The sequence below is a fragment of the Anaerosphaera aminiphila DSM 21120 genome, assembly GCF_900129925.1.
Lineage (GTDB): Bacteria > Bacillota > Clostridia > Tissierellales > Peptoniphilaceae > Anaerosphaera > Anaerosphaera aminiphila.
The window spans coordinates 98533-122723 of record NZ_FQXI01000004.1; the positions used below are offsets into that span (position 1 = coordinate 98533).

The following is a 24191-nucleotide window of genomic DNA, read 5'->3' on the forward strand; positions in this document are numbered from 1 at the left end:
TCCTTATAAAACTCTAATAATTTAAAATACTTATATTTCCCCAACTCTTTGGCAATAAATTTCTATAGGGAAATTTTAAAAATCTATCGTCTATTAAAAGCACTGAACCCTTGTCTTCTTTACTGCGAATAACTCTGCCTGCAGCTTGAGAAACTTTATTCATCCCCGGATATATATAGCTGTATTCAAATCCCTTTTCTTCTCTTTCATCATAGTACTTTTTAATTAAATTTCTCTCTATTGAAAGTCCCGGAAGACCTACCGAAACCACTGCAACTCCATTTAATCTCTCTCCAACTAAGTCTATTCCCTCAGAAAAAACTCCTCCTAAAACTACAAAGGCAGTTAAATTTGAACCCTCTTTAAATTTACTTAAAAATTCTTCTCGCTCTACTTCACTTAAGCTTGAATCCTGTTTTAATATATTTTTATCTTCTCTATTAAATCTGTTGTAAACTTCCTCAAGAAATTTATAGGAGGGAAAAAACAGCATATAATTCCCACTTTTAGCTGTGTAGTTTTCCAACACATTTGCAATTCTATTGTAATTTTTTTCTCTGTCCTGATACCTTGTAGATATTGGCACTATCCCAACACTTAAATTACTTGGATCAAAGGGCGAACTAAGAACCAATTCATAGTAGTCCTTTGCTCCCAATACTTCTGCATAAAATGAAATTGGAGAAAGTGTAGCTGAAAAGAAAATAGAGGACTCCGCTCTTTTTAAAATATATTTAAATATTGGCGCCGTATCTAAACAGACCATTTTCAAAATAATGTCTCCATCTCTTTCTAAAACTAAAGTTACATAGTTTTCTGCATAGTAGTCAGATATTTTTATAAACTTTGAAAAGTCAAAATATAGTTCAAGCATTTCATCATAGAAGTCACTGTCTTTTTTGCTAGTCAAAAATCTCTCCATAAGCCTCATAGCAACAATTATTTCATCTAAAAACTCTTCACTTAAATAATTTTGAATATAAAAGTCTTTACCCTTTGAAAGTTTATATAGTTCACTTATCTCATCAGATATTTTTATAAGCCTATCGCCTATTTTAAAGTTATTTTCAACTAATAATTTTATTATGTTTTCAATTTTATTAGTAGACAGCTCATAGCTGTACATATCTCTACCTCTATCTACTAAGTTATGACTTTCATCTACTAAAAATGTGTATTTTTCAACTGTTCCTTCAAAAAATCTCCTTAAGTAAACCACGGGATCAAATACATAGTTATAATCACAAATTACAATATCTGAATATATTGCCATATCCAATTGAAATTCCATTGGACATACTCTATGTTTTTTTGAATACTCTATAATAGTCTCTAAATCTATTATGTTTTCATTTTCATATATGTCTATAATTGCTTTATTTACTCTGTCAAAGTGTCCCTTTGCATAAATACAGTCCACTGGATTACATTTTACTTCATCATTTATACAAATCTTATCCTTTGCAGTTATGACTACCGTCTTTATTTGAAGTCCATTTTCAGATAATCTAGTTATTGCACTACTTGCAGCTTCTTTGGTAGTTGATCTGGCTGTCAAATAAAATATTTTATCAGTTAGTCCTCTGGAAATTGCCTTTATTGCAGGAAATATTGTAGACATTGTCTTTCCAATTCCCGTTGGCGCTTCAACAAACAGCTCTTTTCCCTCTTCAATTGTCCTATAAACTCCAACTGCCATATTTCTCTGCCCACGTCTATACTCTTTAAAGGGAAATTTTAAATCTTCAATATGTTCATCTCTTAACTTTTTAAATTTTAATATCATAATACTAAAATCTAAGTACAAGTCCAACAGTTCTTCGTAAAAATCCTTTAACTCTTCAACTTTAAAGCTCTCTACTATTTTCTTTATTTCCTTTGTCTCCACTTGGTAGTATGTAAGTTGTATTTTTATTTCAGTTATATAATTTTTTACACAGTAAAAATATCCATAGCATTTAGCTTGAGCCCAGTGCAGTGGATTTGAGTTGTATTTTAAATCATTTAAATCCCTAGTTGTAGATTTTATTTCATCAATTAGAACTTCATTTTCTCCATGGTAAATTCCATCTGCTCTGCCTTCCACTACAAAGTGTACCTCTTTATAATCTGTCTCATTTTTTAAAACTACTTCACTTTCATAGTGTTTTCCATATTCTCTTTGAAGTTTTTGATGAATTTTCTGACCTTCTCTCATTCTGCTAGTTCCTGTAAAAGTGTTGTCTATATCTCCACTTCTCATTACAAAATCTATTAGTGAGTGAACTGATAATTTTATTTCTTCCATAACATCCCTCAAGTACATTATACATTACAATTCTTTTGTAAATACTATTTATTTCCATAAAAAAAGAGAGGATTTCTCCCCTCTTAAATTATAAGTTTTAGATTTCAGCTTTAGCAGCTTTTTCTTTTTCAATTGCATCAGTAAGTTTTGGAACTATTGCATTTACATCTCCAACAATACCTAAGTCTGCTACTCCAAAAATAGGTGCATCTTCAGTTTTGTTTACTGCAATAATTAAGTCAGATTCTTCCATACCAGCTAAATGCTGAATAGCTCCTGAAATACCCATTGCAAAGTACACTTCAGGTCTTACTGTCTTTCCTGTTTGTCCTACTTGGTGATCTTTAGTTATCCATCCTGCATCAACTGCAGCTCTTGAAGAAGAAACTTCTGCACCAAGAACTTTTGCAAGTTTTTCAAGAGGTTGGAATCCTTCTGGTCCACCCATTCCACGTCCACCGGAAACTAAGATATTCGCTTCTGTAATATCTTTTTTCTTTGATTCTATTTTTAAGATTTCTCTAATTTTAATGTTCATGTCTTCAGGTTTAAATTCAACCTTCTTTTCAACTATTTCACCTTTACGTGAAGCATCATTGTCAAGTGATTGCATAACACCAGGTCTTACTGTTGCCATTTGAGGTCTGAAGTCTTCACATAGTATAGTAGCCATTAAGTTACCACCAAATGCTGGACGAGTCATCAAAAGATTTTTGCTCTCTGGGTCTATTTCTAGTTTTGTACAGTCAGCTGTAAGTCCTGTGTGGATTCTTGCAGCTAAACGTGGAGCTAAGTCACGTCCTATTGACGTTGCTCCGTAAATAACTATCTCAGGATCATTGTCCTTAATAATTTCATAAGTTGCCTTAGCATATGGTTCTGTAGCATATTCTTTAAGCATTGGATCTTCAACATAGATAACTCTATCTGCTCCGTGGCTAATTAAAACTTTAGCTTCATCTTTAATATTTTCACCTAGAAGCATTGCAACTACATTTTGGCCAAGATCATCAGCAAGCTCTCTTGCTTTTCCCAATAGTTCTATTCCTACTTTTTGTAGAACATTATCTCTTTGTTCTATAAATACAAATACATCTTTGCTCATTTATCACACGCTCCCTTATTAGATAATATACTTCTCTTGAAGCTTAGTTACTATCGCCTTTGCCGCATCATCAGCAGTTAAGTCTGTTAAAATTACACCTTCACCTTTTCCTTGTTTAGGGAAAGATTTTTTAACTTTTGTAGGTGATCCTTTAAGTCCAATGTTAGCAAGGTCTAGTTTGTCTTTAATATCTTCAAGACCCCAAACTGTAACTTCTTTTTGATATGCGTCAAAAACTCCACCTACTGACATATATCTTGGAGGTGCAAGCTCAGTTATAGCAGTAACAACGCAAGGCATTTTTACTTCTATAATGTGATATCTATCTTCATATTGTCTTTTAACTATTACACTGTCGCCTTCAACTTTAATGTCTTCAGCATAAGTTACTTGCGGAATTCCCAAGTGTTCAGCAATTTGTGGTCCTACTTGAGCAGTATCTCCATCAATTGCTTGACGTCCAGTAATTACTAAATCATATTCTAAGTGCTCAAGTGCTCCTGCAATTGTACATGAAGTAGCCCATGTGTCAGCTCCACCAAATGCTCTATCAGTTACAAGAATAGCATCATCTGCTCCCATAGCAAGTGCTTCTCTCAAAGCTAAATCTGCTTGTGGTGGTCCCATTGAAACAACAGTAATTGTTGTGTTTTCAGGATCTTTATCTTTTAATTGAAGAGCTGCTTCTAGTCCAGCTTTATCATCAGGATTTATAATACTTGGAACCCCTTCCCTAATAAGAGTATTAGTAACAGGGTCAAGTCTTACTTCATTTGTATCAGGAACTTGTTTTATACAAACAACTATTTTCATAATTCTCTACCTCCGATTAATTTACACCCATCCATGATGAAACTACCATTTTCATTACTTCGGAAGTTCCTTCATAGATTTCTGTAATTTTTGCGTCTCTCATCATTCTTTCAATTGGATAATCTCTAGTGTATCCATATCCTCCAAATAATTGTAGACAACGTCTTGTAACATCAGAAGCTGTTTCTGAAGCAAATAACTTAGCCATTGCAGCTGCATGTGCATAAGGTTGTTTCTTAAATTTCATATCAGCAGCTCTGTAAACCAATAGTTGTGCAGCTTCAGCATTTGTTTTCATATCAGCTAGTTCAAATTGAGTGTTTTGGAATTGAGAAATTCTCTTTCCAAATTGTTTTCTCTCTTTAACATATTGAACAGTTTCATCAATAGCTCCCTCAGCAATTCCTAGAGCTTGAGCAGCAATACCGATACGTCCACCATCAAGAGTCTTCATAGCTATTCCATATCCTTTACCTTCACGTCCCAGTAAATTTTCTTTTGGAATTCTACAGTTTTCAAATATTAATTCACAAGTTGAACTTCCTCTAATACCCATTTTGTCTTCTGGTTCTCCAACTTTAAATCCAGGAGTTCCCTTTTCAACGATAAATGCTGAAATTCCTCTTGTTCCCTTAGTTTTATCTGTCATAGCTATTATTATAAATATATCTGCAATACCAGCATTTGTTATAAATATTTTTGTTCCATTAAGTACGTACTCATCGCCATCTAATGTAGCAATTGTCTGTTGTCCTGCAGCATCTGTTCCCGCACCAGGTTCAGTTAATCCAAAAGCGCCTATTTTTTCTCCCTTTAGTAGTGCAGGTAAAAACTTTTGCTTTTGTTCTTCTGTTCCATTTTCATAAATAGGAGCTGCACAAAGTGATGTATGAGCTGATACTATAACACCAGTTGTAGCGTCTTTTTTTGATAATTCCTCTACTGCCATTGCATATGCAATGTAGTCAGCACCTTGTCCGCCGTATTCCTTTGGAAATGGAATACCGAAAAATCCGTATTTAGCCATTTTTCTAACATTATCCATAGGAACTTGTTCTGTTGCGTCAGTTTCTTGAGCTACAGGTTTTACTTCCGTTTCTGCAAATGCTTCATACATTTGTTTTAGTAGAAGGTGTTCCTTATCCATCATAAAATCCATTTAAAATCCCCCTTACATTTTTGGTAATTCAGTTTCAAAAGAATGTTAATAAAATAACATGCCATAAAATTAATTATACCACTTGTTGCAATTTATTCAAGCATTCTTTTATAAGTTAAATACTTTTATAATTAAATTTTCTCTAAAAACAAAAAAATCTTTCTATAATAAAAGATTTTTGTATTCTAAGTTTTAATTTTATATCTACTCTATCTCACTAACTCTTCTAATATATCTTTGTATTTTTCAACTCCAGGTTGGTTAAATGGATTAACGCCAAATAAAGTTGCCGAAACTGCACAACTAAACATAAAAAAATAAAAGAGCTGTCCCATATTGTACTCATCTACTCTATCTATTTGCACTGTTAAGTTTTTAACTTCATTCTCTTCGTGAGCAAGATTAGTAGCTTTCATTACCAATTTATTTAATTTATTAAAACTGCACTCATTTAACTCCGTGTAGTCTTTACTTATTAAATTTACATCTACATCACTTTCATAAGATACTACATCTATAGTTGTTTCAAATATATTTTGAGGCCCTTCCTGTATGTACTGTCCCATAGAGTGTAAGTCCTGAGTGTAAGTTAAGTAGCTTGGAAATATTGCATTTTTTGACTTTCCCTCAGATTCTCCAAAAAGTTGAACATACCACTTTGAAAAATATTCAAATTTAGAATCATAACAACAGAGTATTTCAATATTTTTATCTTCTCTATAGAGTAAATATCTGCACAGAGCATATCTCACGCAGGGATTTTCTTCATATTTCACATCTTTTATTTTATTGTATAAGTCATTTGCTCCCCTTAAGACTTCTTTTATATCCAATCCACTTATTGCCATTGGTATTAAGCCTGCATTTGTAAGTACGGAATACCTGCCGCCAACATCTTCGGGAATTAAAAAGCTCTTATATCCTTCTTCATCTGTGGCCTTTCTAAGATATCCCTTGTGTTCACTGGTAACTACATATATTCTGTCCTTATAGTTCCCATACTCTTTTAAAAAATAATCTTTAAATATTTTAAAGTTAAGAGAGGTTTCAATGGTAGTGCCGGACTTTGAAATTACCACCATACAAGTATTGTATCCTTTTATTATCTTAAATACTTCTTCCACATAACCTGAAGATAGCGAATTTCCAATAAATATAATCTTCGGACTTATTTTAAAATTATATAGCTCTCCATAAATGGCATCTATCATTGCCTTAGAGCCCAAAAAAGAACCACCTATTGCACAAACTAAAACGCAGTCATACTCTTTTTTAATTTCCTCTGTAACTTTTAAAACTTCCTCTATGTTTAAATTAGGCTTTATAGGATCAACCCACCCTAAAAAGCCCTCATAGTCTTTTAATAATTTATCTACAGATTCTTTCACAAATTCCTTATTTTTTCTTAGTAATTCTTCGTCTAAATAGTCATCTATAAATGTTAACACCTTACCACACCTTTAAAAGCAAAGCTGTCATATCATCTTTTTGCTTTCCCTTAATAAAATTATCTATGTCATCTTCTAATATTTTTAATTCATCAATTGAATTGTCCCTAATAATATTTAAAACCTGATCTGAGCCATAGTTTTTTTTCCTTTTGTTTTGTGCATCTACAACCCCGTCTGTCATTAACAGTATTTTGTCAAAATTATCTATTTTTACAGAATTATCTTCATATTTTACATTTTTAAAATATCTGGTTATAGGGTATCCGCTAGACTCCAATTCAATTTCTCCATCTTCCTGAAATAAAATTGGCGCCGGAAAATGCCCTGCATTTGAAAAAGTAAATTTAGACAATTTTTTATTATATACTCCATAAAAACAAGTAAAATAAAGTTCAATGTCCAAATTTAAAGTCGCAAATTTTTTTGCTACCTCTGAAAGTGTCTTTGAAGGAGACAGTAATTTGTAACTGGAGATATTTCTAATAATAATCCTAATAAACATTGTAATCATTGATGCTGCGAAACCGTGTCCAACAGAATCCGCCATATATATTCCAATATTGTCCTCATTTATTTTAAAAATATCAAACATATCTCCACTTAAAATATTTGATGGCTTATAAAAATAATCCACGCTTATATTATTAAAAAAACCTCGTTCAGGTAGTAGAGAATTTTGAATTTTCTGAGCACTTATCATTTCCTCTGTCAGTTCTTTATTTTTATCTACAATTTCTTTTTGAAGACTTTTTTGCATTGTTATATTTCTAAAGACTTCCACCGCTCCTACTATTTCTCCATATTCACCAAATATTGGAGAACACTTCACTGAAAAGTAGTTGCCACAAAGTAGTTCTTCTCTTTGAATTATCTCTGCTGTCTCTATAGTTCTTCTAGTAATATCAGAGCTTATAGTAAAATCTCCAAATTTTCCCACTTCGCAATTTAGAGCTTCGTCCATGGCCTTGTTTACAAAAATAACTTCATTATTAGCATTTAAAACCCTTATCAAATCAGCTATGCTATTTAATGCTTGAGAATTAAGTTTAGCATTGTTAAAAATATCTTCTTTATAAACAAAACTCATATCATCAACTCCTTTAACAAATTATAACATATGGATTTTACTTATTGTAGATTAAACATATTTTAAAATTTTTAAATTAACCTGTCCTATTTAATCTTTTAATGGTCTAGGTCCATAGTACTGATAGTAATAAGTTTTTATTCTACCATTGTATAATTTCCTATTTCTATTTGATTTTTTCCCGAAATTTCTCTCAAAAGACTCATCTGAAGAAATTGCATAAAGTGACCAAGTTGGAATGCTCTTATAGAGTTTTCCCAGCTCCACTTCCAGTTCTTCAGTTTCATCGCCACCAATTCTAACTCCGTAAGGTGGGTTTGTAATTATAACGCCATAGTCATCTGGCAAATCCAATTCTCTAATGTCTTTTACAAAAAAGTTTATGTCCTCTTCCAGTCCTAAAATTTCGGCATTTGCCTTTGCAACACTTATAGCTCTATAAGATATATCACTTGCAAAAATTTGTAGTTTTTTATCATAGTCTATTTCAGAATAACACTTGGCTCTCTCTTCTTTATATATATTTTCGTCCATAAACATAAATTTTTCACTGTCAAAGTGTCTGGTAATTCCCGGGGCAATATTTTTTGCAATCATAGCTGCCTCTATTGGAATAGTTCCACTTCCACAAAACGGGTCACATAGCATTCTTTCGTCATTCCAATAAGAGAGCATTACCATAGATGCTGCAATAGTCTCTGATATGGGAGCTTTATAAGCCATCTCTCTATATCCCCTCTTGTGCAGTCCGTCTCCAGAGGTGTCCAATGTTATAGTTGCTATATCTTTGTAAAGTGCAACTTCAAGCTTGTATCTCTCTTCGCTTTTTGAAAAAGTTTCTATATCGTACTTAGTTTGAAGTTTTTTAATTATTGCCTTTTCAACAATTCTCTGAGAATCTGAAACAGAAAATAATTTTGACTTTGCACTTCTACCTTGAACTAAAAAATTACCATCTTTAGATATAATTTCTCTCCAGTCCAACTCAAAAGTTTTATCAAATAATTCTTCAAAAGTAAGCGCCTCAAAAGAAGCAAGTTTTATTAAAATTCTCTCTGCAGTTCTAAGTCTTAAATTTAAAATAGCTATATCTCTAAGAGTTCCAACAAGTTCAACTCTACCATCTTCTACAGTCAAGTTGTCATATCCCAAATTTAAAAGTTCTCTTTTGACAACGGCTTCAAGCCCAAAGTTTACAGTTATTATTATTTTTATTTCATCCATCTTTACACCTCTAAAATATTATACAATGAAATCTTTTTTAATACACCAAAAATAAAAAGACTGTGAAAGCAAATTCACAGTCCAATTTTAAAAATTATTCATATCTAAGTGCATCTATAGGATTTAACTTTGCTGCTTTGTTTGCAGGGTAGTATCCAAAGAACACACCAATAAATGTAGAAAATCCTACTGCTACCATTATTGCTGTCATTGAAGGTGTCGTTGGAGCTTTGAATAGGGAACTTCCCACATATCCAAGCCCTCCTCCAAGTATAACTCCAATTGCTCCTCCGATTATACATAAAATTATACTCTCTACTATAAATTGACTTCTAATGTTACTGTTAGTAGCTCCAAGTGCTTTTCTAACTCCAATTTCTCTCGTTCTCTCAGTAACTGAAACAAGAAGTATATTCATAACTCCAATTCCCCCAACTAAAAGAGAGATTGCAGCTATAGCTCCTATTGCAATATTCATAGTACTCATCATTTGATTTATGGTACTAAGCTCTGACTCCGCTGTATATACAGTTGTTTCATAGTTATCATTTTCAGCATAGTAATTTGAATTTAAATATTTTACGATTTCACTTGAAAGAGCTGCTACATCACTACTGTCTTTTGCAGACATCATTAAGTATTCATAGCCTTCTTTTTCCGGAGGACTAATTCTATTTCCCACAGTATATGGTATGTATATATTAGTTGTTGGTTTGTCAGCATTTCCACCCATCATACTTTCCATAGTGCTGGTTTCATATTTATAAATACCCACTACAGAAAAAACTTGAAGTCCGTTGCCGTCTGTATCTACGTCTATTTCACTTCCCAGTGCCTTTCCGTAGTCTCCACCAAATATTTCCTTTACAACTTCAGAGGAAATCACTGCAACGCCCTTTTCTTCTAATATGTCGTCTTCAGTTAAAAATCTTCCGGCTTGCATTTTTACATTGTTAATTAACTTAGTGCCTTCACTTGTAGAATTAATTCTAATAGGAGCATCTTTCCTGTCGTCTTTTACTTCTCCGCTAAAGCTTGGTCCTGAAATAACTATAGCCTCTAATCTACTTCCAAATTTTTCCTCTATATTTTCAATCATAGTATCACTTACCATATCTGATTCTTGAGGATTATACTCATTAGATTCACCCTTTGGATTTACCATTAATTGAAACTGGTTACTCATTGAAGAAAATTCATCGTTTACAAAGTTTGTCATTGCATCACCTATTGTCATAATACCTATAACCGAAGCTATACCTATTATAATGCCAAGCATTGTAAGAAATGAACGCATTTTATTTGTCTTTAAGCCCTCTATTGAAAGCTTTATACTCTCGAATATATCCATTAATCTTCCTCCAAAATTTTCATCTTTAAACAGTGTTATTTATTTCTTTAACACATTGTTATCAAATAAACTAAATAAATTTTATTTCTGCTTTACAGTTTTTAAAAATCTGACATTTTTAGTTCATTTCAAATATTTAGATGAAATTTATAATAAAAGGACCGTGAAATAAAACCACAGTCCATTTATAAAACTATTCATATCTAAGTGCATCTATAGGATTTAACTTTGCCGCTTTGTTTGCAGGGTAGTATCCAAAGAACACCCCGATAAATGTAGAAAATCCTACTGCTACCATTATTGCCGTTACTGAAGGTGTTGTTGGAGCTTTGAATAGGGAACTTCCCACATATCCAAGCCCTCCTCCAAGTATAACTCCAATTGCTCCACCAATTATACATAAAATTATACTCTCTACAATAAATTGACTTCTAATGTTACTGTTAGTAGCTCCAAGTGCCTTTCTAACTCCAATTTCTCTCGTTCTCTCAGTAACTGACACGAGAAGTATATTCATAACTCCAATTCCTCCAACTAGAAGAGATATTGCAGCTATAGCACCTATTGCAATATTCATAGTGCCCATTACTTGGTTTATACTGCTAAGTTGTGATTCAGCTGTCATAATCATTATGTTGTAGTTTTCATTTTCAGCATAGTAATTTTCATTTAAATAATTTTCTATTTCTTCCGAAAGAGCTGCTACATCACCACTATCCTTTGCAGACATCATTACACTTTGATACCCTTCCATTTCAGGGGGACTAATTCTATTTCCCGTACTAACAGGTATATACACATTAGTAGTTGGCTTATCAGCCGACCCACCCATCATGCTTTCCATTGTACTGGTTTCATATTTATAAATACCTACTACAGAAAAAACTTGAAGCCCATTGCTGTCAGTATCTACGTCTATTTCACTCCCTATAGCTTTTCCATAGTCTCCACCGAAGATTTCCTTTACAACTTCAGAGGAAATTACTGCAACGCCTTTTTCTTCTAATACATCGTCTTCAGTTAAAAATCTTCCGGCTTGCATTTTTAAGTTGTTCATTGACATAGCACCTTCACTTGAAGAGTTAATTCTAACAGGTGCATCTTTTTTTTCATCTTTTATTTCCCCTGAAAAAGTTGGTCCGGAAATTTCTATTCCGCTTATTCTATTTCCAAATTTAGTTTTAATATTTTCAATCATAGTATCATTTATTAAGTCTGACTCTTTAGTAGTACCACCTGAATCATTTTTTTCACTTACCAGCATCACAAACTGATTACTCATTGAAGAAAACTCACTATTTACAAAGTTACTCATAGCATCTCCAATAGTCATAATCCCAATAACAGAAGCGATACCTATTATAATGCCAAGCATTGTAAGAAATGAACGCATTTTATTTGTCTTTAAGCCCTCTATTGAAAGCTTTATACTCTCGAATATATCCATTAATCTTCCTCTAAATATCCATCTCTCATAGTTAATATTCTTCCAGTTTCATCAGCAAGTTCTCTGTTGTGAGTTATTAGTATAATAGTCTTTTTTTGATTTTCATTTAATCTGTGAAATAGATCCATTACAACCCTACCAGTCTTACTATCTAGAGCTCCTGTAGGCTCATCTGCCAAGATTATATCAGGGTTGGTTGCCATTGCCCTTGCTATGGCAACTCTTTGTTTTTGACCTCCTGAGAGCTCATTAGGTTGATGGTGAGCTCTGTCGTCCATTTCAACAAGTTTTAAAAGCTCCATAGATCTTTCATGTCTTTCCTTTGCCGGAACTTTGCCGTAAATCATTGGGAGTTCCACATTTTTTTGAGCATTCGACCTTGGTATTAAATTAAAACTTTGAAATACAAATCCTATTTTTTTATTTCTAATTTGGGAGAGTTCACTGTCTTTAGCCTCTGCCACATTTACACCTGCCAGCTCATAATGACCAGAAGTAGCTCTATCTAAAACACCTATTATATTCATAAAAGTAGACTTTCCGGAACCTGATGCTCCAACTATAGATATAAATTCTCCATCATTTACAGTTAGGTTAATTCCATGTAGAATTTCAAGCTCATTTGGTTGGCCAATATAAAACCTTTTTACTATGTCTTTCATCTCAATGACTTTACTCATTTATACCTCCAGTGCTTTTTTTACTAAGCTTAAATATCTACTTGTGTATCATCTACAAATTCAACTTCCTGTTCACTGCTGTACTTATCCGGAGAAGTTATTACAACCATTCCATCTTTTAATTTATCAGATTGAATAATTATCTCTACGTCATTTTCCAGTCCGGTTATTACTTCTATTTCTTTTAACTTAGTTCCCTTTTTATTTGTAGTTGCTGCTAATATAAAGTCTTTTCCATTTTTTTCATAAATAGCAGTAGTAGGAATTGAGTAAACATTTTTTTGTTCTTCCAGTATATATTTTGCTCTGATAGTCATTCCCGGTTTAAGCTCTTCTGAATGAGTATCTAATTTTATCTTAGTATTGTAAGTTACATTTTTAGCACTTCCGGCTGAAGTTCCTGTTGGTAGAGTTTCTGCTGGTGCCGGTGCTGGATCAACTGAAATAACTCTACCTTCAAAAGGTTTTGACTTTCCAAGAGCATCACTTGTAACTATAACTTTCATTCCAACTTTAACGCTATTTAAGTCAAATTCTTTTACACTACTTTCAATAACTTGATCATCTACAGTTTCAATGGTACATAGAGAACCAGTAGGAGTTTGTCCTAACTCCATATTTTCTGCTGTAACAGTACCTGAGATAGGTGCTCTTATTACTGTCTTATCAAGATCTTCATATAGATATTTAAGACTTACTTGGCTCGTTGAAGTATCTCCACTTGCCTGTGCAATTTTTAAACTGTTTTCCAAGGCCTTTACTTGATCTTCAGAACTAACTCTTGTAACTTCTAAGTTCTTAAGTGCATTGTCATAGGAATTCTTTGCGCTTTCAGCAGCTTTTCTATATGTTTCAAGTTGATCTTCTCTGGACTTTTCATTTCTCTCTGTCTTATTTTTATCTGTTTCTTCAGTTTTTCTTGCAGTTTCTAGTGCAAGTCTCATTTGTTCAACTTTTCTCTCATAAGTTGATATTGAATTTTCAGCCGCTTCTGCTGCTGCTTCATATTTTGCTAATTTACTTTTAGCTTCTGTTAATTCGGTCTGTGCATCTGTTAATCTAGTACCAGAAGTTGGAACATCACTTTCTAAAGCTCCAGTTGCAACATTACCACTACCAGTATTAGTATTCTTAGCTTGCATTCCTAAACTTTTAATTTCATCATCTAATCTATCTACTGTTCTTTGTTCATCTCTAGCCCATTCTCTGTTCTTACTTGCTGTGTCTTGTGTTTCTCTTAGTTCTTCTTGAGCTTGTGTGTAGTTTAACTCTGCACTCTGCACTCCGCTATTTGTTGTTTCTTCTGACGATTCTGCTGCAATTAATGCGTCATTATATCTTTCATCTAAAGATTTTCTAAAATCTTGGTAGGTTTTTTCAGCAGATTGCCATGCATCATAGGCACTGTCAACACTACTATCTGCTCCTGATATAGCAGCATCTGTTCCCTTTTCTCTGTTTTTTAGTGCTCCATCTAGTTGGGTTTTTGCACTGTCTATTTGAGCTCCTGCACTTTTACTAGTTGCTCCAATAGTTGCTTGTGTTTGAGCAATTTGTTGTCTTATTGTAGAGTCATCAAGTCTTGCAATAACATCTCCTTCACTTACAACATCTCCGACCTTTACGTTTATTTCAGAAATTGGCAATGCCTTCTCCGGATAAATCGGATTTGATTTTTCACTTTTTACTTTTCCTGTTTCACTAACTGAGCTTGTAAAATCTTCTCTTGTAAGTGAAACTGTATCTGATTTGGAAACTACTGTATAGTCACTTTTCCCCTTTGATCTAAAAAATAAAAACCAAACTGCAATTAAAACTATGGCTACTATTATTATTTTCTTTTTATTTCTAATTATGAATCCTTTAACTTTTCCTAATACACTTTTTACTTTCTCCACTCTTAGCCTCCCGTTAAATTATGTATACCTCAATTATAATAATCAATTATACAGCATAATAATTAAGAATCATTTAACAAACTTCTAAATTTTATCAAAGATTTAAAACTCCTTAAATAATTTTAACCATTCGACGTTTTATTATATCATTTTTTTTACTTTTAGTAAATTAGCTTTGCTACAGAGACACATTAAAAATAATATTATTTTATGATAATCAAACAAAGAACAGTAAAATATTAAAAAAAAATAAACCCTGCAAATTTTTGCAAGGTTTATAAATACTTTAACATAAGTACTCTATGCTCTTATAATTTAAAGTTTTATTAAATTTCCAGAGAATTTTCCCAAAGACCATGAATATTGCAATAGCTTATTGCATATACAGTGCCTTTTTTATTTGTCTTTATATGTGCTTCTACTTCAGGTTTTGTAAATAGTTCTTCTTCACCATGAGCTTTGAAGTCAAAAGATCCCACTTCTATTGGAAATTTTGCTCCCTCTGGTTGGAAAAATAATTTTATCCAACCAATATGATGCTCTAATGTATTTGGATGTTCTATTTCTTCACCTACCATAGCTTTAATTACCAATTCTTCTCCTGCATTTTCTGCATGAATTACAGGTACGTGTTTTTCGTTTTTCCAATCTCCTGCTTGTACAGTTTCAGTTATTTTTTTCAATTTTATACCTCCCAAATTTATATATTACATATCTTTATTTACTCTATATTGTTACCCCTTATCCAATTATTTACACCATTTTTAACAAATAAGTAAACCTACTTTAATTAAATAAAAATTTCGTTAAAAAATATTTACCACCTAAAGTGTAAATTAACAAACTCCATGGTTTTAAAAACAATATTATCAATGTAAATTTAACTATATTCATGTTTAAAAGTCCTGCAAATAGGCACAGTACATCATCAGGTGCTATGGGTAAAAATATAGCCAGTGCAAAAAAGTTATCAAATTTCTTTCCCTTTGACAAATACTTTGTATAAGAATCCATTTTTTTACTTCCAATTATATTTGTAACAAAACCTCTTCCGTAGTATCTAGCTAAAAAATAATTTATAAAAGAGCCTGTCACTATTCCAACATAGTTATATATCGTTCCTCTAAAGGGTCCAAATATTAAAACCCCGGCAATACTGGAAACACCTCCGGGTATTACAGGTATTACCACTTGAACTACTTGAAGCAATATAAAAATCAAGGGTCCAAATGTTCCAAGATTTAATAAAAACGCATTAAGCCTTTCTTGAGACGTAAAGAGTCCAGCTTTATATCCCCAAAACATTAAAAATATAGATAAAAACAAACCAATAATAGTAATTATATTTATAATTGTGCTACTTTTAATAAATTTGAAATCTTTAACTTTCACAACTATCACCTTAAATATAATATACACTAAACTTATTAATTAATTGTTTTTAAAATATTAAGAATTCTTTAAGATATTTTTAATTTCCTGTAACTTCCATTATTTCATAGTATGCCCAGAACGTCTTGGCAACGTCTTTAAAAGGATTCTTGCTGTATTTATCTATAAACTCCTTATTAGGCTCTCTATCTAGCAACTTATTTAGTACAGTTGCCACTTCTGCTCTGTTAATAGGCTCATTTGGAGCAAATTTGTCTTTACTTCTCCCATTCATAAGTCCGTTAGAAGTCACTATGTCTATTGCATCTTTTCCCCAGAAGTTAGACTTTATGTCCTTAAATATAACCGCACTTGATTCTCTTTCTAAATCTGCCACTTTAACTAAGACACTTGCAAATTCTGCACGAGTAATAGATTTATCAGGTTTAAATTCTCCGTCTTTATAGCCCGCAATAAATTCATTTTTTTCCATAAATCCAACTGCATCTGCATACCATGCTGTCTGTTTCACATCTTTAAAGCTGGAATATGTTCCGGTAGATTCTTCACCTGCATAAATTTTTGCAAATACACTTGCCACTTCTGATCTCTTCATTTCTTCTTTAGGTCCAAATTTATCTTTAGCTCGACCGTTCATAATTGGCACTCTAATTTCTTTAATTCCAATGTTTAATTTTTCAATTGCATCAGATATTTCAGATTGCACTACATCAGATTTTATTTTTATATACTGTGCGTTGGCAATTGCTGCAGTAATTCTGGCTGCATCTTCTTTATCTACATTTGATATGTTCATACTCTTAGCCATTGAATAATAGTCATTTAAAACTTCCATATCCTCGTCTACGGTAGTCTTCATTCCATCGTCAATTAAGGGCTCTGTATCATAGGAATCTTTCACATCTTTTACAAGTATTATACTGCTGGCTGTTTTGTCTTCCTTATCTTTTTTAAAATACCCCACAATATTTAGCTCTGTTCCAACTTCCTGAGGTTTTATAGTAACTTTAAAATTTCCCTCTGTGTCACTTGTTGCTTCCCCTAAAACTTCAGTGCCTTTAAAAACTTTTACCTTTGCACTCTTCTCTGTTTTTCCCGTTACTACAGTGGAGTTGTTGTATATACTGTATACTGTCATATCTCCATCTTGAGTTTTTGTATTGCTCTCTAAATTAGTTTGTCCTGAGTTTTCATTTCCGGTCTTATCAACATAAGTTAGCACAAAAGAGTTTTTAAGAGCATCTTCTCCCTTAATATTGTTTTTTACCTTAGCTTTAATGTTTACACTTAACTCCTTCACTCCATTTAATGAAGCTGTATCATTTACAGATAAAGTGACAAGGTCTTGTGTATTCTTCTTTACATTAGTTAAGCTCAAATCAATTTTTCCGGTTTTTAATTCCACGCCTGATAAGTTCTTTTCAGTAACTTGTAAGTTAGAATCCATTAAAACTGTAATGGCAAAAGATCTATAATCATTCTCATAATTGTCAGGTAGGCTTATATTTAATTTATAGTTTAAAATATCTCCCGCTGATGCTGAATAAATTGCTGGCTGTTCAAATACAACCTGAATATCTTCTTTTGCATATACTTTTCCCACAAAGAGTGTAACTATTAAACACAAAACTGCAAATATTTTCCCCGTTCTCTTCAACATTGTCTTTCCACCCCTTTTAATATTACTATTATATAGTATATTTAGCACTTTTGTTAGTTAAATTCACATTACATATGCGAAAGTATTTTGCTTTGTCTTATTATCATTTTTCTCGGTTCTTTGACATTTTAACTATTTTTTTGTTTGTTTCGCAATTCATATCTTGTTATACTCTACTAGTTAAATTTACAAAATCCAAATAGCTTATTCAAGGAAAGAAAGGAATATTATGAATGATAAAGTAAAATATGAAGATAAAAATTTATTAATTAAAACTAATAGTGTTTCAAAAAAACATTCAAATTCAACGGCTGTAGACAGCGTTGATATGAGTGTATATAAAGGCGACATCTATGGTCTTGTTGGAAAAAACGGAGCAGGCAAGACTACACTTTTTAAAATACTCCTTGGACTTACAAATGCCACTTCAGGAAATGTGTCTCTCTTCGGAAATTCCTCAGAGAAAAATAACACCATTTCCCGAAAAAAAATCGGCAGTTTCATAGGTCCGGTTTTCTTTCCCTATTTAACTGCTAAAGAAAATTTAAAATACTACTCCAAAATCAAAGGTGTCTCCAATTCAAAAGAAATACCAAAACTCTTAGAACTTGTTGGACTAAAAGATGTTAAAAAACCATTTTCTGCATTTTCTCTTGGAATGAAACAACGTCTTGGCTTGGCAAATGCACTTATAGGAAATCCAGAATTAATTATTTTAGATGAACCTGTAAACGGACTGGACCCTGAGGGAATTGTTGAAATAAGAAAAATTATAAAAAAGCTTCATGAAGAAAATGGAATAACTTTTATTATCTCCTCTCATATTTTAAATGAGTTGGAAATGGTGGCAACTACCTTTGGATTTTTAAATGAAGGTAAACTTGTAAAAGAAATCAATCAAAATGAATTTAAGCATGAAGATATTACCTCAATAGTGCTGGAAGTAGACGATGTTACAAAAACTATTAATATTCTTGAGAGCTTGGGAGTTGAAAACATTACTTTAAAAAATGAAGAGGAGATAATTATTAACTCCCCTACAGTTAAATCTAATGACTTAGCTAAAAAGCTAGTAGAAAATAATATTAATCTCTTTAAGCTAAACCCTAAGATTCACACACTGGAAGATTATTTTTTCGATATTATAGGAGGTTGATAAAATGTCAAAATATATAAACGCAGAACTATATCGAATTTTTCACAAAAAAATTACCTATTTACTTTTATTAGCAGCTGTTATATTGCCATTTATTGTTTTATTTGTTGTAAATTCGCCTGATAAAACTGCAGGTTTTTACCTACAGACAGTTATTACTGCACTAAATTTATCAGTTGTATTTGTTGGAGTACTGGTATTTTCTTTTGTCTACCTTGACGACTTTAAGTCTAAAGCTCTAGTTGCAACTATTGCAACGGGACAGTCTAGAAAAAAGATAGTTCTTTCAAAACAAATAATTATATGGTTTTTGACACTACTTGCATATATTTTTCTAACAGTTGTTTTAATTGGAGAGTGTAAAATACTTGGCTATACTTTCTCACCTGAGCAAACTAATTTAATATTTTTGCAAGTTTTAGGAAACTATATTAATGTTTTAGGCTTTTGTGCTATAGGTTCAATAATAGTTTATTTAACTCAAAACACAGCGCCTTCTATAGTAGTAGTCTTACTACTAATAGTTGGATTTGTAAAATCTATTGGCTCCGTTGCTCTAAATGCAATGTCAATAAGTGGTGCCATATATGAACCTATATTTTTATCAAATGCATCTGCAAATTTCACCTCCTCTTTAATTATAGGGGAAGTAGATGTATTAGCTCTATTAATTTGTATAGCTTATATATTTATCCCAACACTTTTATCTATACAAATATTTAAAACCAGAGAATTAAATTTTGACTAAATTCTAAAAGGAGGATTTATGAATAAAACAATTAAATATGCTCTTGTAGTTATTGTTCTTTTAATAACTATAGGCTTTGGAACTGTAAATGCAAAAAAGTACTATAACGACAGATACGTCGCCTCTACCTACTATGGAAAAATCCCTACAACTATGTCTATGGAGCCTAAAATGCTATACGGTGACAAAAATAGAGAAATGGGATATGGCAAAGAATATAACATTAAAGTCTACAATGAAAGTGGTAATGAGAGAATAGCAGAATTTGAAGTAATCTCTGACAATCCGGAAGAATACTATAAGCCGGGCACTTATCTAAAAGTAGAAATGAGTAAACAACTTTCTACAGGTCAAAAAATTATCTCAAAAGAAGACGTCCCTGAAAACATTTTAAAATTAATTGAAGAAAGCAACTAAAAAACGCCTGCTAATGCAGGTGTTTTTTAATCTAAATATAGTGGTAAAGTTATCAAAAATATATTTCCCGAATTTCCCCTTTGAATTTTTATTCCTCCACCTTCTGAAAGTAAAATTTCTCTTGATATATAAAGTCCCAGACCATAGCCCTCTTGATTTTCTATATCACTACCTCTGTAAAACCTTTGAAAAATTTTGCTGTATTCACTTTCCGGTATAAGTTTATTTTCATCTTCTATAGATATGTAACAATAGACTGAGCCCCTCTTTATATTTATGTTAAGTTCTTTACTTCCATACTTTTTTGCATTGTTAAAGACGTTTGAAATTGCCTCTAATGTCCACTTTTCATCTACGAATACTCTTAAATCACTGTCTTTTAAATTTACCTTTATATTCTCACTTGCTGATGCAGTGTTTATTAAATCAGTAAGTAAAACAGGTTCTCTGTGAAGTGCTATCATGCCCTGTTCAAGTCTTGAGCCCTTTATTAGCTGTTCATTTAAAAAAATCAGCTTATCTGTTTGAGATTTTAAAATTGGCAGGTATTCTAAAGTTTTTCCCCTCTCCATTAAGTCAATATACATACTTATATTTGAAAGTGGAGTTTTTGTCTGATGAGAAATATCTGAAATCAAGGATTGGGTGTTAGATTTTTGAGACATCGCCTCTTCTTCCCTTAAATCTAGTGCTTGAACTTTCTTTTTTAGTTTAGTTATTAATTTAGATACCATTTTTTCATCAAATTCCTCTTGAAGAATACTTCCATCTAAAATACTGTCTATTAAATTAAGTTCTCTCTTAAATTTTAAATTAACTATAACTAAAACAATAATTATTAAAATTAAAAATCCAATTATCCATTCCATGAATATCCCACTCCATAGTGATTTGTTATTAAATCATCACCAACTTTTTTTCTCAGGCGATTAAGTGTTACGGAAATAATATTGTCAGTTTCGCTGTCATACCAAATTTTCTCCATTATAATTTCCTTAGTAACTACTCTTCCCTTATTTTCAATTAACAACTTTAAAAGTCTTTGTTCTGTTTGAGTAAGTGAGATTTCCCTTTCCTCAACTGTAAATTTCTGCCTTTCAAAGTCAAAAATATATTTTTCTACCTTTTCTGCTTTATATCTCTTTCCAACAGCTTCAAGTCTCACGTCCAGTATGGAAAGTTTAAAGGGCTTTGTAATATAGTCGTCAGCTCCGAATTTAAGACCTCTTACTTCATCTTCTTCTAAGTCTCTAGCTGTCAATATGACTATCCCCATATTGTACTTTTCTTTACACTCTCTGCAAAACGCAAGTCCATCTCCATCAGGCAGATTTAAATCTAAAATCATAAGGGGAAAACTATTTTCACGCAAGATAACTCTTGCCTCACTTAAATTTTTGGCAAGAGTTACACTGTATCTATTTTGGAAAAATATATTCAAACCTTGAGATAAAACTATATCATCTTCAACTATTAAAAGTTTCATAACATCACCATTTTTATTTTACCATTAATTGTTGATTCTATCTATTAATGAGCGACTTTCTTCTCTCTTTTGAAGTCTATATGGTAAAAATATTGCGATTAGTATTAGTATTGGAGAAAGTATTCCAATTCCTAAAAAGGACATTCCACCTTTCATTGGCAAGTAATTTCCAACTCCACTTACAATTGTAAGTTCTGAAATCACTGATACAACTATTCCCAAAATTAGTGAAGGTACTACAAAGGCAAGTCCCTGCAATAAAAACATCTTCTTTCTTTGTTTGTTGTCCAGTCCTATTGCCTCAAGTATTCCATACTCTCTTCTGTTTTTAATCAAATTAGTAGTGAGTAAATTTACCATATTTAAACAGCCCAGTATTACTAAAATTACAGAAATAGTAGCTCCCATTAAAAGTATTGCACTTTTAAACTTCTCTCCATCTTTCATCTTTGTATCCATGGAATCGTATCTAAGTCTTGGATTTTCTTCAAGTTTACTATCCATATATTTTGCAAAACTTTCCCTTGCACTGTCTTCAATATCAAAACTATAGGTCATAACAGGTGCTTCACCTATTAAGTCAATATAGTCAGCTGTATTTAAATAAAAATTTGGTGTCTCCACTTCATTTTTTGCATCTTCTTCTCTATTCCCTGTAGGTTCAACTCCCTCTCTATTTATCATTACAAAATATCTGGCATTGTTTGAAGGACTTGTCTCTATTACTCCTGCAATTTTATATTCCTTCAGGCTACCATCTCCTAATGTAACCGTTACTGTATCTCCAACTGAATATAAATTTTCTCCCTTTGAATAATAATCTTCATAGGTACTATAGTAAATAGAATTTGGCTCTTCACTTACTCCTCCTTCAAAATAATTTTGTTTACTTAATAAATATTTATCCATTCCATAAAACACAGGAAAGTATTCACTATCTTTTAAATGGTATTTCCAAACGCCGCTGTTATCTGACCTATATCCATTAAAGAGAATCCTTCCCCCATTGATAAAGCCACTTTGACTTTCAATGTCTTTAATTAAATTTTCATCAACTATGTTTTTGGCTTTTGCTCCATATTCATACCTAAAATAACTTCCGTCAGCTACAAGATAATCTGTCTTTAGTTCATCGCTATACATATTTTCAACGTCCAGTCTTGTGGCAACAGATAATGCTGTGTTTAATATTCCTATAGACATTGCAATTGAAAGCAACACTATAAAAAATCTTCCCTTGCTTTCGTAGGCATATCTCTTTGAAAGAGTTGAAATCTTTGGAACTTTTTTACTTCCCTTAGAATTTATCTTTTGATAATTTACAGATTCAATGGGATTTAATTTTTTTAACATTTTAGCAGGTTTTAAACAGGATATATAAATTGTAAGGACTGAAAATAGCGCTGAAAATATTATTATTCCAAAATTAAAGTAAGAAATGTTTTCAATCATTCCCTTTCCATCATAGCTCATCTCTCTAAGTATAAGAGGTAAAAATCCCCTCCCTACAAAATATCCAATTAATATTCCAACGGGAATTCCAACTACACATAAATATAAACACTGTTTTATAAGTATTTTCTTTAGCTGTTTTGAAGTTGCTCCTATTGTCTTTAACAGTCCATAGAGCTTAATGTCCTCAACTACTGAAATTGAAAGCACATTGTAAATTAAAAGGTATCCCATTCCCATTACCAGTATTAAAAATATTACTGCTGCAATTACTACAGAAATATCTAAATTAGAAATATTTAATTCATTTGCAGGATTTATTCCCACTTTTACCTTTCCAGGTTTGTAAGTAGCATAATCTTCTTCTATTTCCATGCCATGACTTTTAACTATTGAACTAATATTTTCCCTTAGGTTCCATTTGTTCATATTATTAATTCCAAGGACATAATTGTATTTTGAAACATTTAAACTATCTAAATCCTCTTTTGAAATATAGGACTGACCCTTATAAGTATCACTTTCTATTGGCGCTTTATAATATCCGCATAGAGTGTATTCTCTACTTTGAATTGAATGGTCATATTCATTTCCCCTCTTATCCATAAATTCAAAGTTTAAATTCATTTTTGTTCCGATTTTAGCAGGATATCCAAGATATTCCAATGACTGAGTATCCATTACAATATCCCCTAATTTTTCAGGATACTTTCCCTCTACTAAATTTACAAATCTATTTTTTAAAAACTGCTCATCTCCCCATTGAATTTCAATTAATTCTCCTGCAAGTTTTGGAGATGTAATAGTTCCTATTTTAACTCCCTCTGCTACACCTTTAAGTTTTGTGTCGCTTTTTAACTCTTCTGCCATTTCCTTAGAAAGAAGTTCAATTGTTGCTTCTTCTCTTCCTCCCAATTTTCTTGCCATACTCTCACCATAAATATTTTTAAAGCCAAAGAGCATAGTAAACATTGTAGTGAAGAGTATACAAGTTAGAGCAATGGCAAGAATTAATATATTATTTCTCCTCTTATTTCCCTTTGATAGATTGTAAAATTAAATGCGACACCTAAAATAAAAACTCATAACAAATTTGTATTTCGTGTAAAATGTTAATTACCACAAAAAACAATCACGAAAGGAATCTGTTATGAGTCATAAATATCTTACCATGGATGATAGAAATAAAATAGAAGTGTTGAATAAAGAAGGATATTCTGCTAGAAAAATTGCCAATATATTAGGGTTTCATCATTCAACAATTAGTCGAGAACTTAAAAGGTGTAAAGCCGAATATTCAGCAGTAGATTCTCAAAAGTACTACCAAGAACTTTCTATGAAAAAGGGTAGAAAGTCTAAAATTACTGATGGCTTGAAG

At 32.0% G+C, this 24191-nt stretch carries 21 protein-coding genes; 4 read left to right on the forward strand and 17 right to left on the reverse strand.

What is annotated here, in order from left to right; all coding sequences use genetic code 11:
• Positions 1–13 precede the first annotated feature (13 nt).
• The 14 genes from BUB47_RS04225 to BUB47_RS04290 all read right to left on the reverse strand — a co-directional run bounded on the left by BUB47_RS04225 (position 14) and on the right by BUB47_RS04290 (position 17554).
• On the reverse strand, positions 14–2287 hold the full coding sequence (locus BUB47_RS04225) for an ATP-dependent DNA helicase (protein WP_234945629.1): 2274 nt from the start codon (positions 2285–2287) through the stop codon (positions 14–16).
• A gap of 97 nt (positions 2288–2384) precedes the next feature.
• The gene (locus BUB47_RS04230; protein ID WP_073184075.1) at positions 2385–3392 is read right to left on the reverse strand and encodes an electron transfer flavoprotein subunit alpha/FixB family protein; all 1008 of its coding nucleotides are present in this window, start codon (positions 3390–3392) and stop codon (positions 2385–2387) included.
• A gap of 18 nt (positions 3393–3410) precedes the next feature.
• The gene (locus tag BUB47_RS04235) at positions 3411–4205 is read right to left on the reverse strand and encodes an electron transfer flavoprotein subunit beta/FixA family protein (protein WP_073184077.1); all 795 of its coding nucleotides are present in this window, start codon (positions 4203–4205) and stop codon (positions 3411–3413) included.
• A 16-nt stretch (positions 4206–4221) separates the two neighbouring features.
• Positions 4222–5364 carry an acyl-CoA dehydrogenase gene (locus BUB47_RS04240; RefSeq protein WP_073184079.1) on the reverse strand — a complete coding sequence of 381 codons (1143 nt, stop codon included), beginning with the start codon at positions 5362–5364 and terminating at the stop codon, positions 4222–4224.
• A gap of 209 nt (positions 5365–5573) precedes the next feature.
• Positions 5574–6812 carry a glucose-6-phosphate isomerase gene (locus BUB47_RS04245; RefSeq protein WP_073184081.1) on the reverse strand — a complete coding sequence of 413 codons (1239 nt, stop codon included), beginning with the start codon at positions 6810–6812 and terminating at the stop codon, positions 5574–5576.
• A 1-nt stretch (position 6813) separates the two neighbouring features.
• Positions 6814–7902, reverse strand: coding sequence for a SpoIIE family protein phosphatase (locus tag BUB47_RS04250; protein WP_073184082.1), 1089 nt, complete (start codon positions 7900–7902; stop codon positions 6814–6816).
• A gap of 90 nt (positions 7903–7992) precedes the next feature.
• On the reverse strand, positions 7993–9126 hold the full coding sequence (locus tag BUB47_RS04255) for a THUMP domain-containing class I SAM-dependent RNA methyltransferase (protein ID WP_073184084.1): 1134 nt from the start codon (positions 9124–9126) through the stop codon (positions 7993–7995).
• A gap of 94 nt (positions 9127–9220) precedes the next feature.
• On the reverse strand, positions 9221–10477 hold the full coding sequence (locus tag BUB47_RS04260; RefSeq protein ID WP_073184086.1) for an ABC transporter permease: 1257 nt from the start codon (positions 10475–10477) through the stop codon (positions 9221–9223).
• A 193-nt stretch (positions 10478–10670) separates the two neighbouring features.
• Positions 10671–11924, reverse strand: coding sequence for an ABC transporter permease (locus BUB47_RS04265; RefSeq protein ID WP_073184088.1), 1254 nt, complete (start codon positions 11922–11924; stop codon positions 10671–10673).
• Entirely contained in the window at positions 11924–12604 is a 681-nt protein-coding gene (locus tag BUB47_RS04270; RefSeq protein WP_073184090.1) for an ABC transporter ATP-binding protein, read from the reverse strand. Before BUB47_RS04270 ends, BUB47_RS04265 begins: the two co-directional genes overlap by 1 nt.
• Positions 12605–12633: 29 nt before the next feature.
• A complete protein-coding gene (locus tag BUB47_RS04275; RefSeq protein ID WP_073184092.1) occupies positions 12634–14502 on the reverse strand; it encodes an HlyD family efflux transporter periplasmic adaptor subunit in 1869 nt (622 codons plus the stop codon).
• A 326-nt stretch (positions 14503–14828) separates the two neighbouring features.
• Positions 14829–15185, reverse strand: coding sequence for a class II SORL domain-containing protein (locus BUB47_RS04280; RefSeq protein WP_073184094.1), 357 nt, complete (start codon positions 15183–15185; stop codon positions 14829–14831).
• 103 nt (positions 15186–15288) lie between these two features.
• On the reverse strand, positions 15289–15894 hold the full coding sequence (locus BUB47_RS04285; protein WP_234945630.1) for a TVP38/TMEM64 family protein: 606 nt from the start codon (positions 15892–15894) through the stop codon (positions 15289–15291).
• Positions 15895–15973: 79 nt separating this feature from the next.
• A complete protein-coding gene (locus tag BUB47_RS04290) occupies positions 15974–17554 on the reverse strand; it encodes an S-layer homology domain-containing protein (RefSeq protein WP_073184096.1) in 1581 nt (526 codons plus the stop codon).
• A 229-nt stretch (positions 17555–17783) separates the two neighbouring features.
• Between BUB47_RS04290 and BUB47_RS04295 the strand changes: the two genes are divergently transcribed.
• Genes BUB47_RS04295 through BUB47_RS04305 form a run of 3 tightly spaced genes read left to right on the forward strand, consistent with a single transcriptional unit; the run spans position 17784 to position 19875 of the window.
• Positions 17784–18710, forward strand: coding sequence for an ABC transporter ATP-binding protein (locus BUB47_RS04295; protein WP_073184098.1), 927 nt, complete (start codon positions 17784–17786; stop codon positions 18708–18710).
• 4 nt (positions 18711–18714) lie between these two features.
• Positions 18715–19458, forward strand: coding sequence for an ABC transporter permease (locus BUB47_RS04300; RefSeq protein ID WP_073184100.1), 744 nt, complete (start codon positions 18715–18717; stop codon positions 19456–19458).
• A gap of 18 nt (positions 19459–19476) precedes the next feature.
• Positions 19477–19875: a DUF1093 domain-containing protein gene (locus BUB47_RS04305; protein ID WP_073184102.1), complete on the forward strand. Its 399-nt coding sequence runs from the start codon at positions 19477–19479 to the stop codon at positions 19873–19875.
• A 26-nt stretch (positions 19876–19901) separates the two neighbouring features.
• Here BUB47_RS04305 and BUB47_RS04310 read toward each other — a convergent pair whose 3' ends face one another.
• From BUB47_RS04310 to BUB47_RS04320, 3 genes are read right to left on the reverse strand one after another with little or no spacing between them, the layout of a single operon-like run.
• Positions 19902–20744: a sensor histidine kinase gene (locus tag BUB47_RS04310; protein WP_073184104.1), complete on the reverse strand. Its 843-nt coding sequence runs from the start codon at positions 20742–20744 to the stop codon at positions 19902–19904.
• The gene (locus tag BUB47_RS04315; RefSeq protein ID WP_073184106.1) at positions 20732–21361 is read right to left on the reverse strand and encodes a response regulator transcription factor; all 630 of its coding nucleotides are present in this window, start codon (positions 21359–21361) and stop codon (positions 20732–20734) included. The genes BUB47_RS04310 and BUB47_RS04315 overlap by 13 nt, the downstream gene beginning before the upstream one ends.
• A 24-nt stretch (positions 21362–21385) precedes the next feature.
• A complete protein-coding gene (locus BUB47_RS04320) occupies positions 21386–23740 on the reverse strand; it encodes an ABC transporter permease (RefSeq protein WP_073184108.1) in 2355 nt (784 codons plus the stop codon).
• A 223-nt stretch (positions 23741–23963) separates the two neighbouring features.
• On the opposite strand from BUB47_RS04320, the gene BUB47_RS04325 reads away from it, so the two are divergent.
• The coding region (locus BUB47_RS04325) for a helix-turn-helix domain-containing protein (protein ID WP_143270602.1) at positions 23964–24191 on the forward strand (228 nt) is incomplete at its 3' end.

What these genes read in the sequence shown, in the direction of transcription:
- BUB47_RS04225 (WP_234945629.1), bottom strand. Translation starts at nt 2,287, where the DNA reads ATGGAAGAAATAAAATTATCAGTTCACTCACTAATAGATTTTGTAATG.
- BUB47_RS04230 (WP_073184075.1), bottom strand. Translation starts at nt 3,392, where the DNA reads ATGAGCAAAGATGTATTTGTATTTATAGAACAAAGAGATAATGTTCTA.
- BUB47_RS04235 (WP_073184077.1), bottom strand. Translation starts at nt 4,205, where the DNA reads ATGAAAATAGTTGTTTGTATAAAACAAGTTCCTGATACAAATGAAGTA.
- BUB47_RS04240 (WP_073184079.1), bottom strand. Translation starts at nt 5,364, where the DNA reads ATGGATTTTATGATGGATAAGGAACACCTTCTACTAAAACAAATGTAT.
- BUB47_RS04250 (WP_073184082.1), bottom strand. Translation starts at nt 7,902, where the DNA reads ATGAGTTTTGTTTATAAAGAAGATATTTTTAACAATGCTAAACTTAAT.
- BUB47_RS04255 (WP_073184084.1), bottom strand. Translation starts at nt 9,126, where the DNA reads ATGGATGAAATAAAAATAATAATAACTGTAAACTTTGGGCTTGAAGCC.
- BUB47_RS04260 (WP_073184086.1), bottom strand. Translation starts at nt 10,477, where the DNA reads ATGGATATATTCGAGAGTATAAAGCTTTCAATAGAGGGCTTAAAGACA.
- BUB47_RS04265 (WP_073184088.1), bottom strand. Translation starts at nt 11,924, where the DNA reads ATGGATATATTCGAGAGTATAAAGCTTTCAATAGAGGGCTTAAAGACA.
- BUB47_RS04270 (WP_073184090.1), bottom strand. Translation starts at nt 12,604, where the DNA reads ATGAGTAAAGTCATTGAGATGAAAGACATAGTAAAAAGGTTTTATATT.
- BUB47_RS04290 (WP_073184096.1), bottom strand. Translation starts at nt 17,554, where the DNA reads ATGTTGAAGAGAACGGGGAAAATATTTGCAGTTTTGTGTTTAATAGTT.
- BUB47_RS04295 (WP_073184098.1), top strand. Translation starts at nt 17,784, where the DNA reads ATGAATGATAAAGTAAAATATGAAGATAAAAATTTATTAATTAAAACT.
- BUB47_RS04300 (WP_073184100.1), top strand. Translation starts at nt 18,715, where the DNA reads ATGTCAAAATATATAAACGCAGAACTATATCGAATTTTTCACAAAAAA.
- BUB47_RS04305 (WP_073184102.1), top strand. Translation starts at nt 19,477, where the DNA reads ATGAATAAAACAATTAAATATGCTCTTGTAGTTATTGTTCTTTTAATA.
- BUB47_RS04310 (WP_073184104.1), bottom strand. Translation starts at nt 20,744, where the DNA reads ATGGAATGGATAATTGGATTTTTAATTTTAATAATTATTGTTTTAGTT.
- BUB47_RS04315 (WP_073184106.1), bottom strand. Translation starts at nt 21,361, where the DNA reads ATGAAACTTTTAATAGTTGAAGATGATATAGTTTTATCTCAAGGTTTG.
- BUB47_RS04320 (WP_073184108.1), bottom strand. Translation starts at nt 23,740, where the DNA reads ATGGCAAGAAAATTGGGAGGAAGAGAAGAAGCAACAATTGAACTTCTT.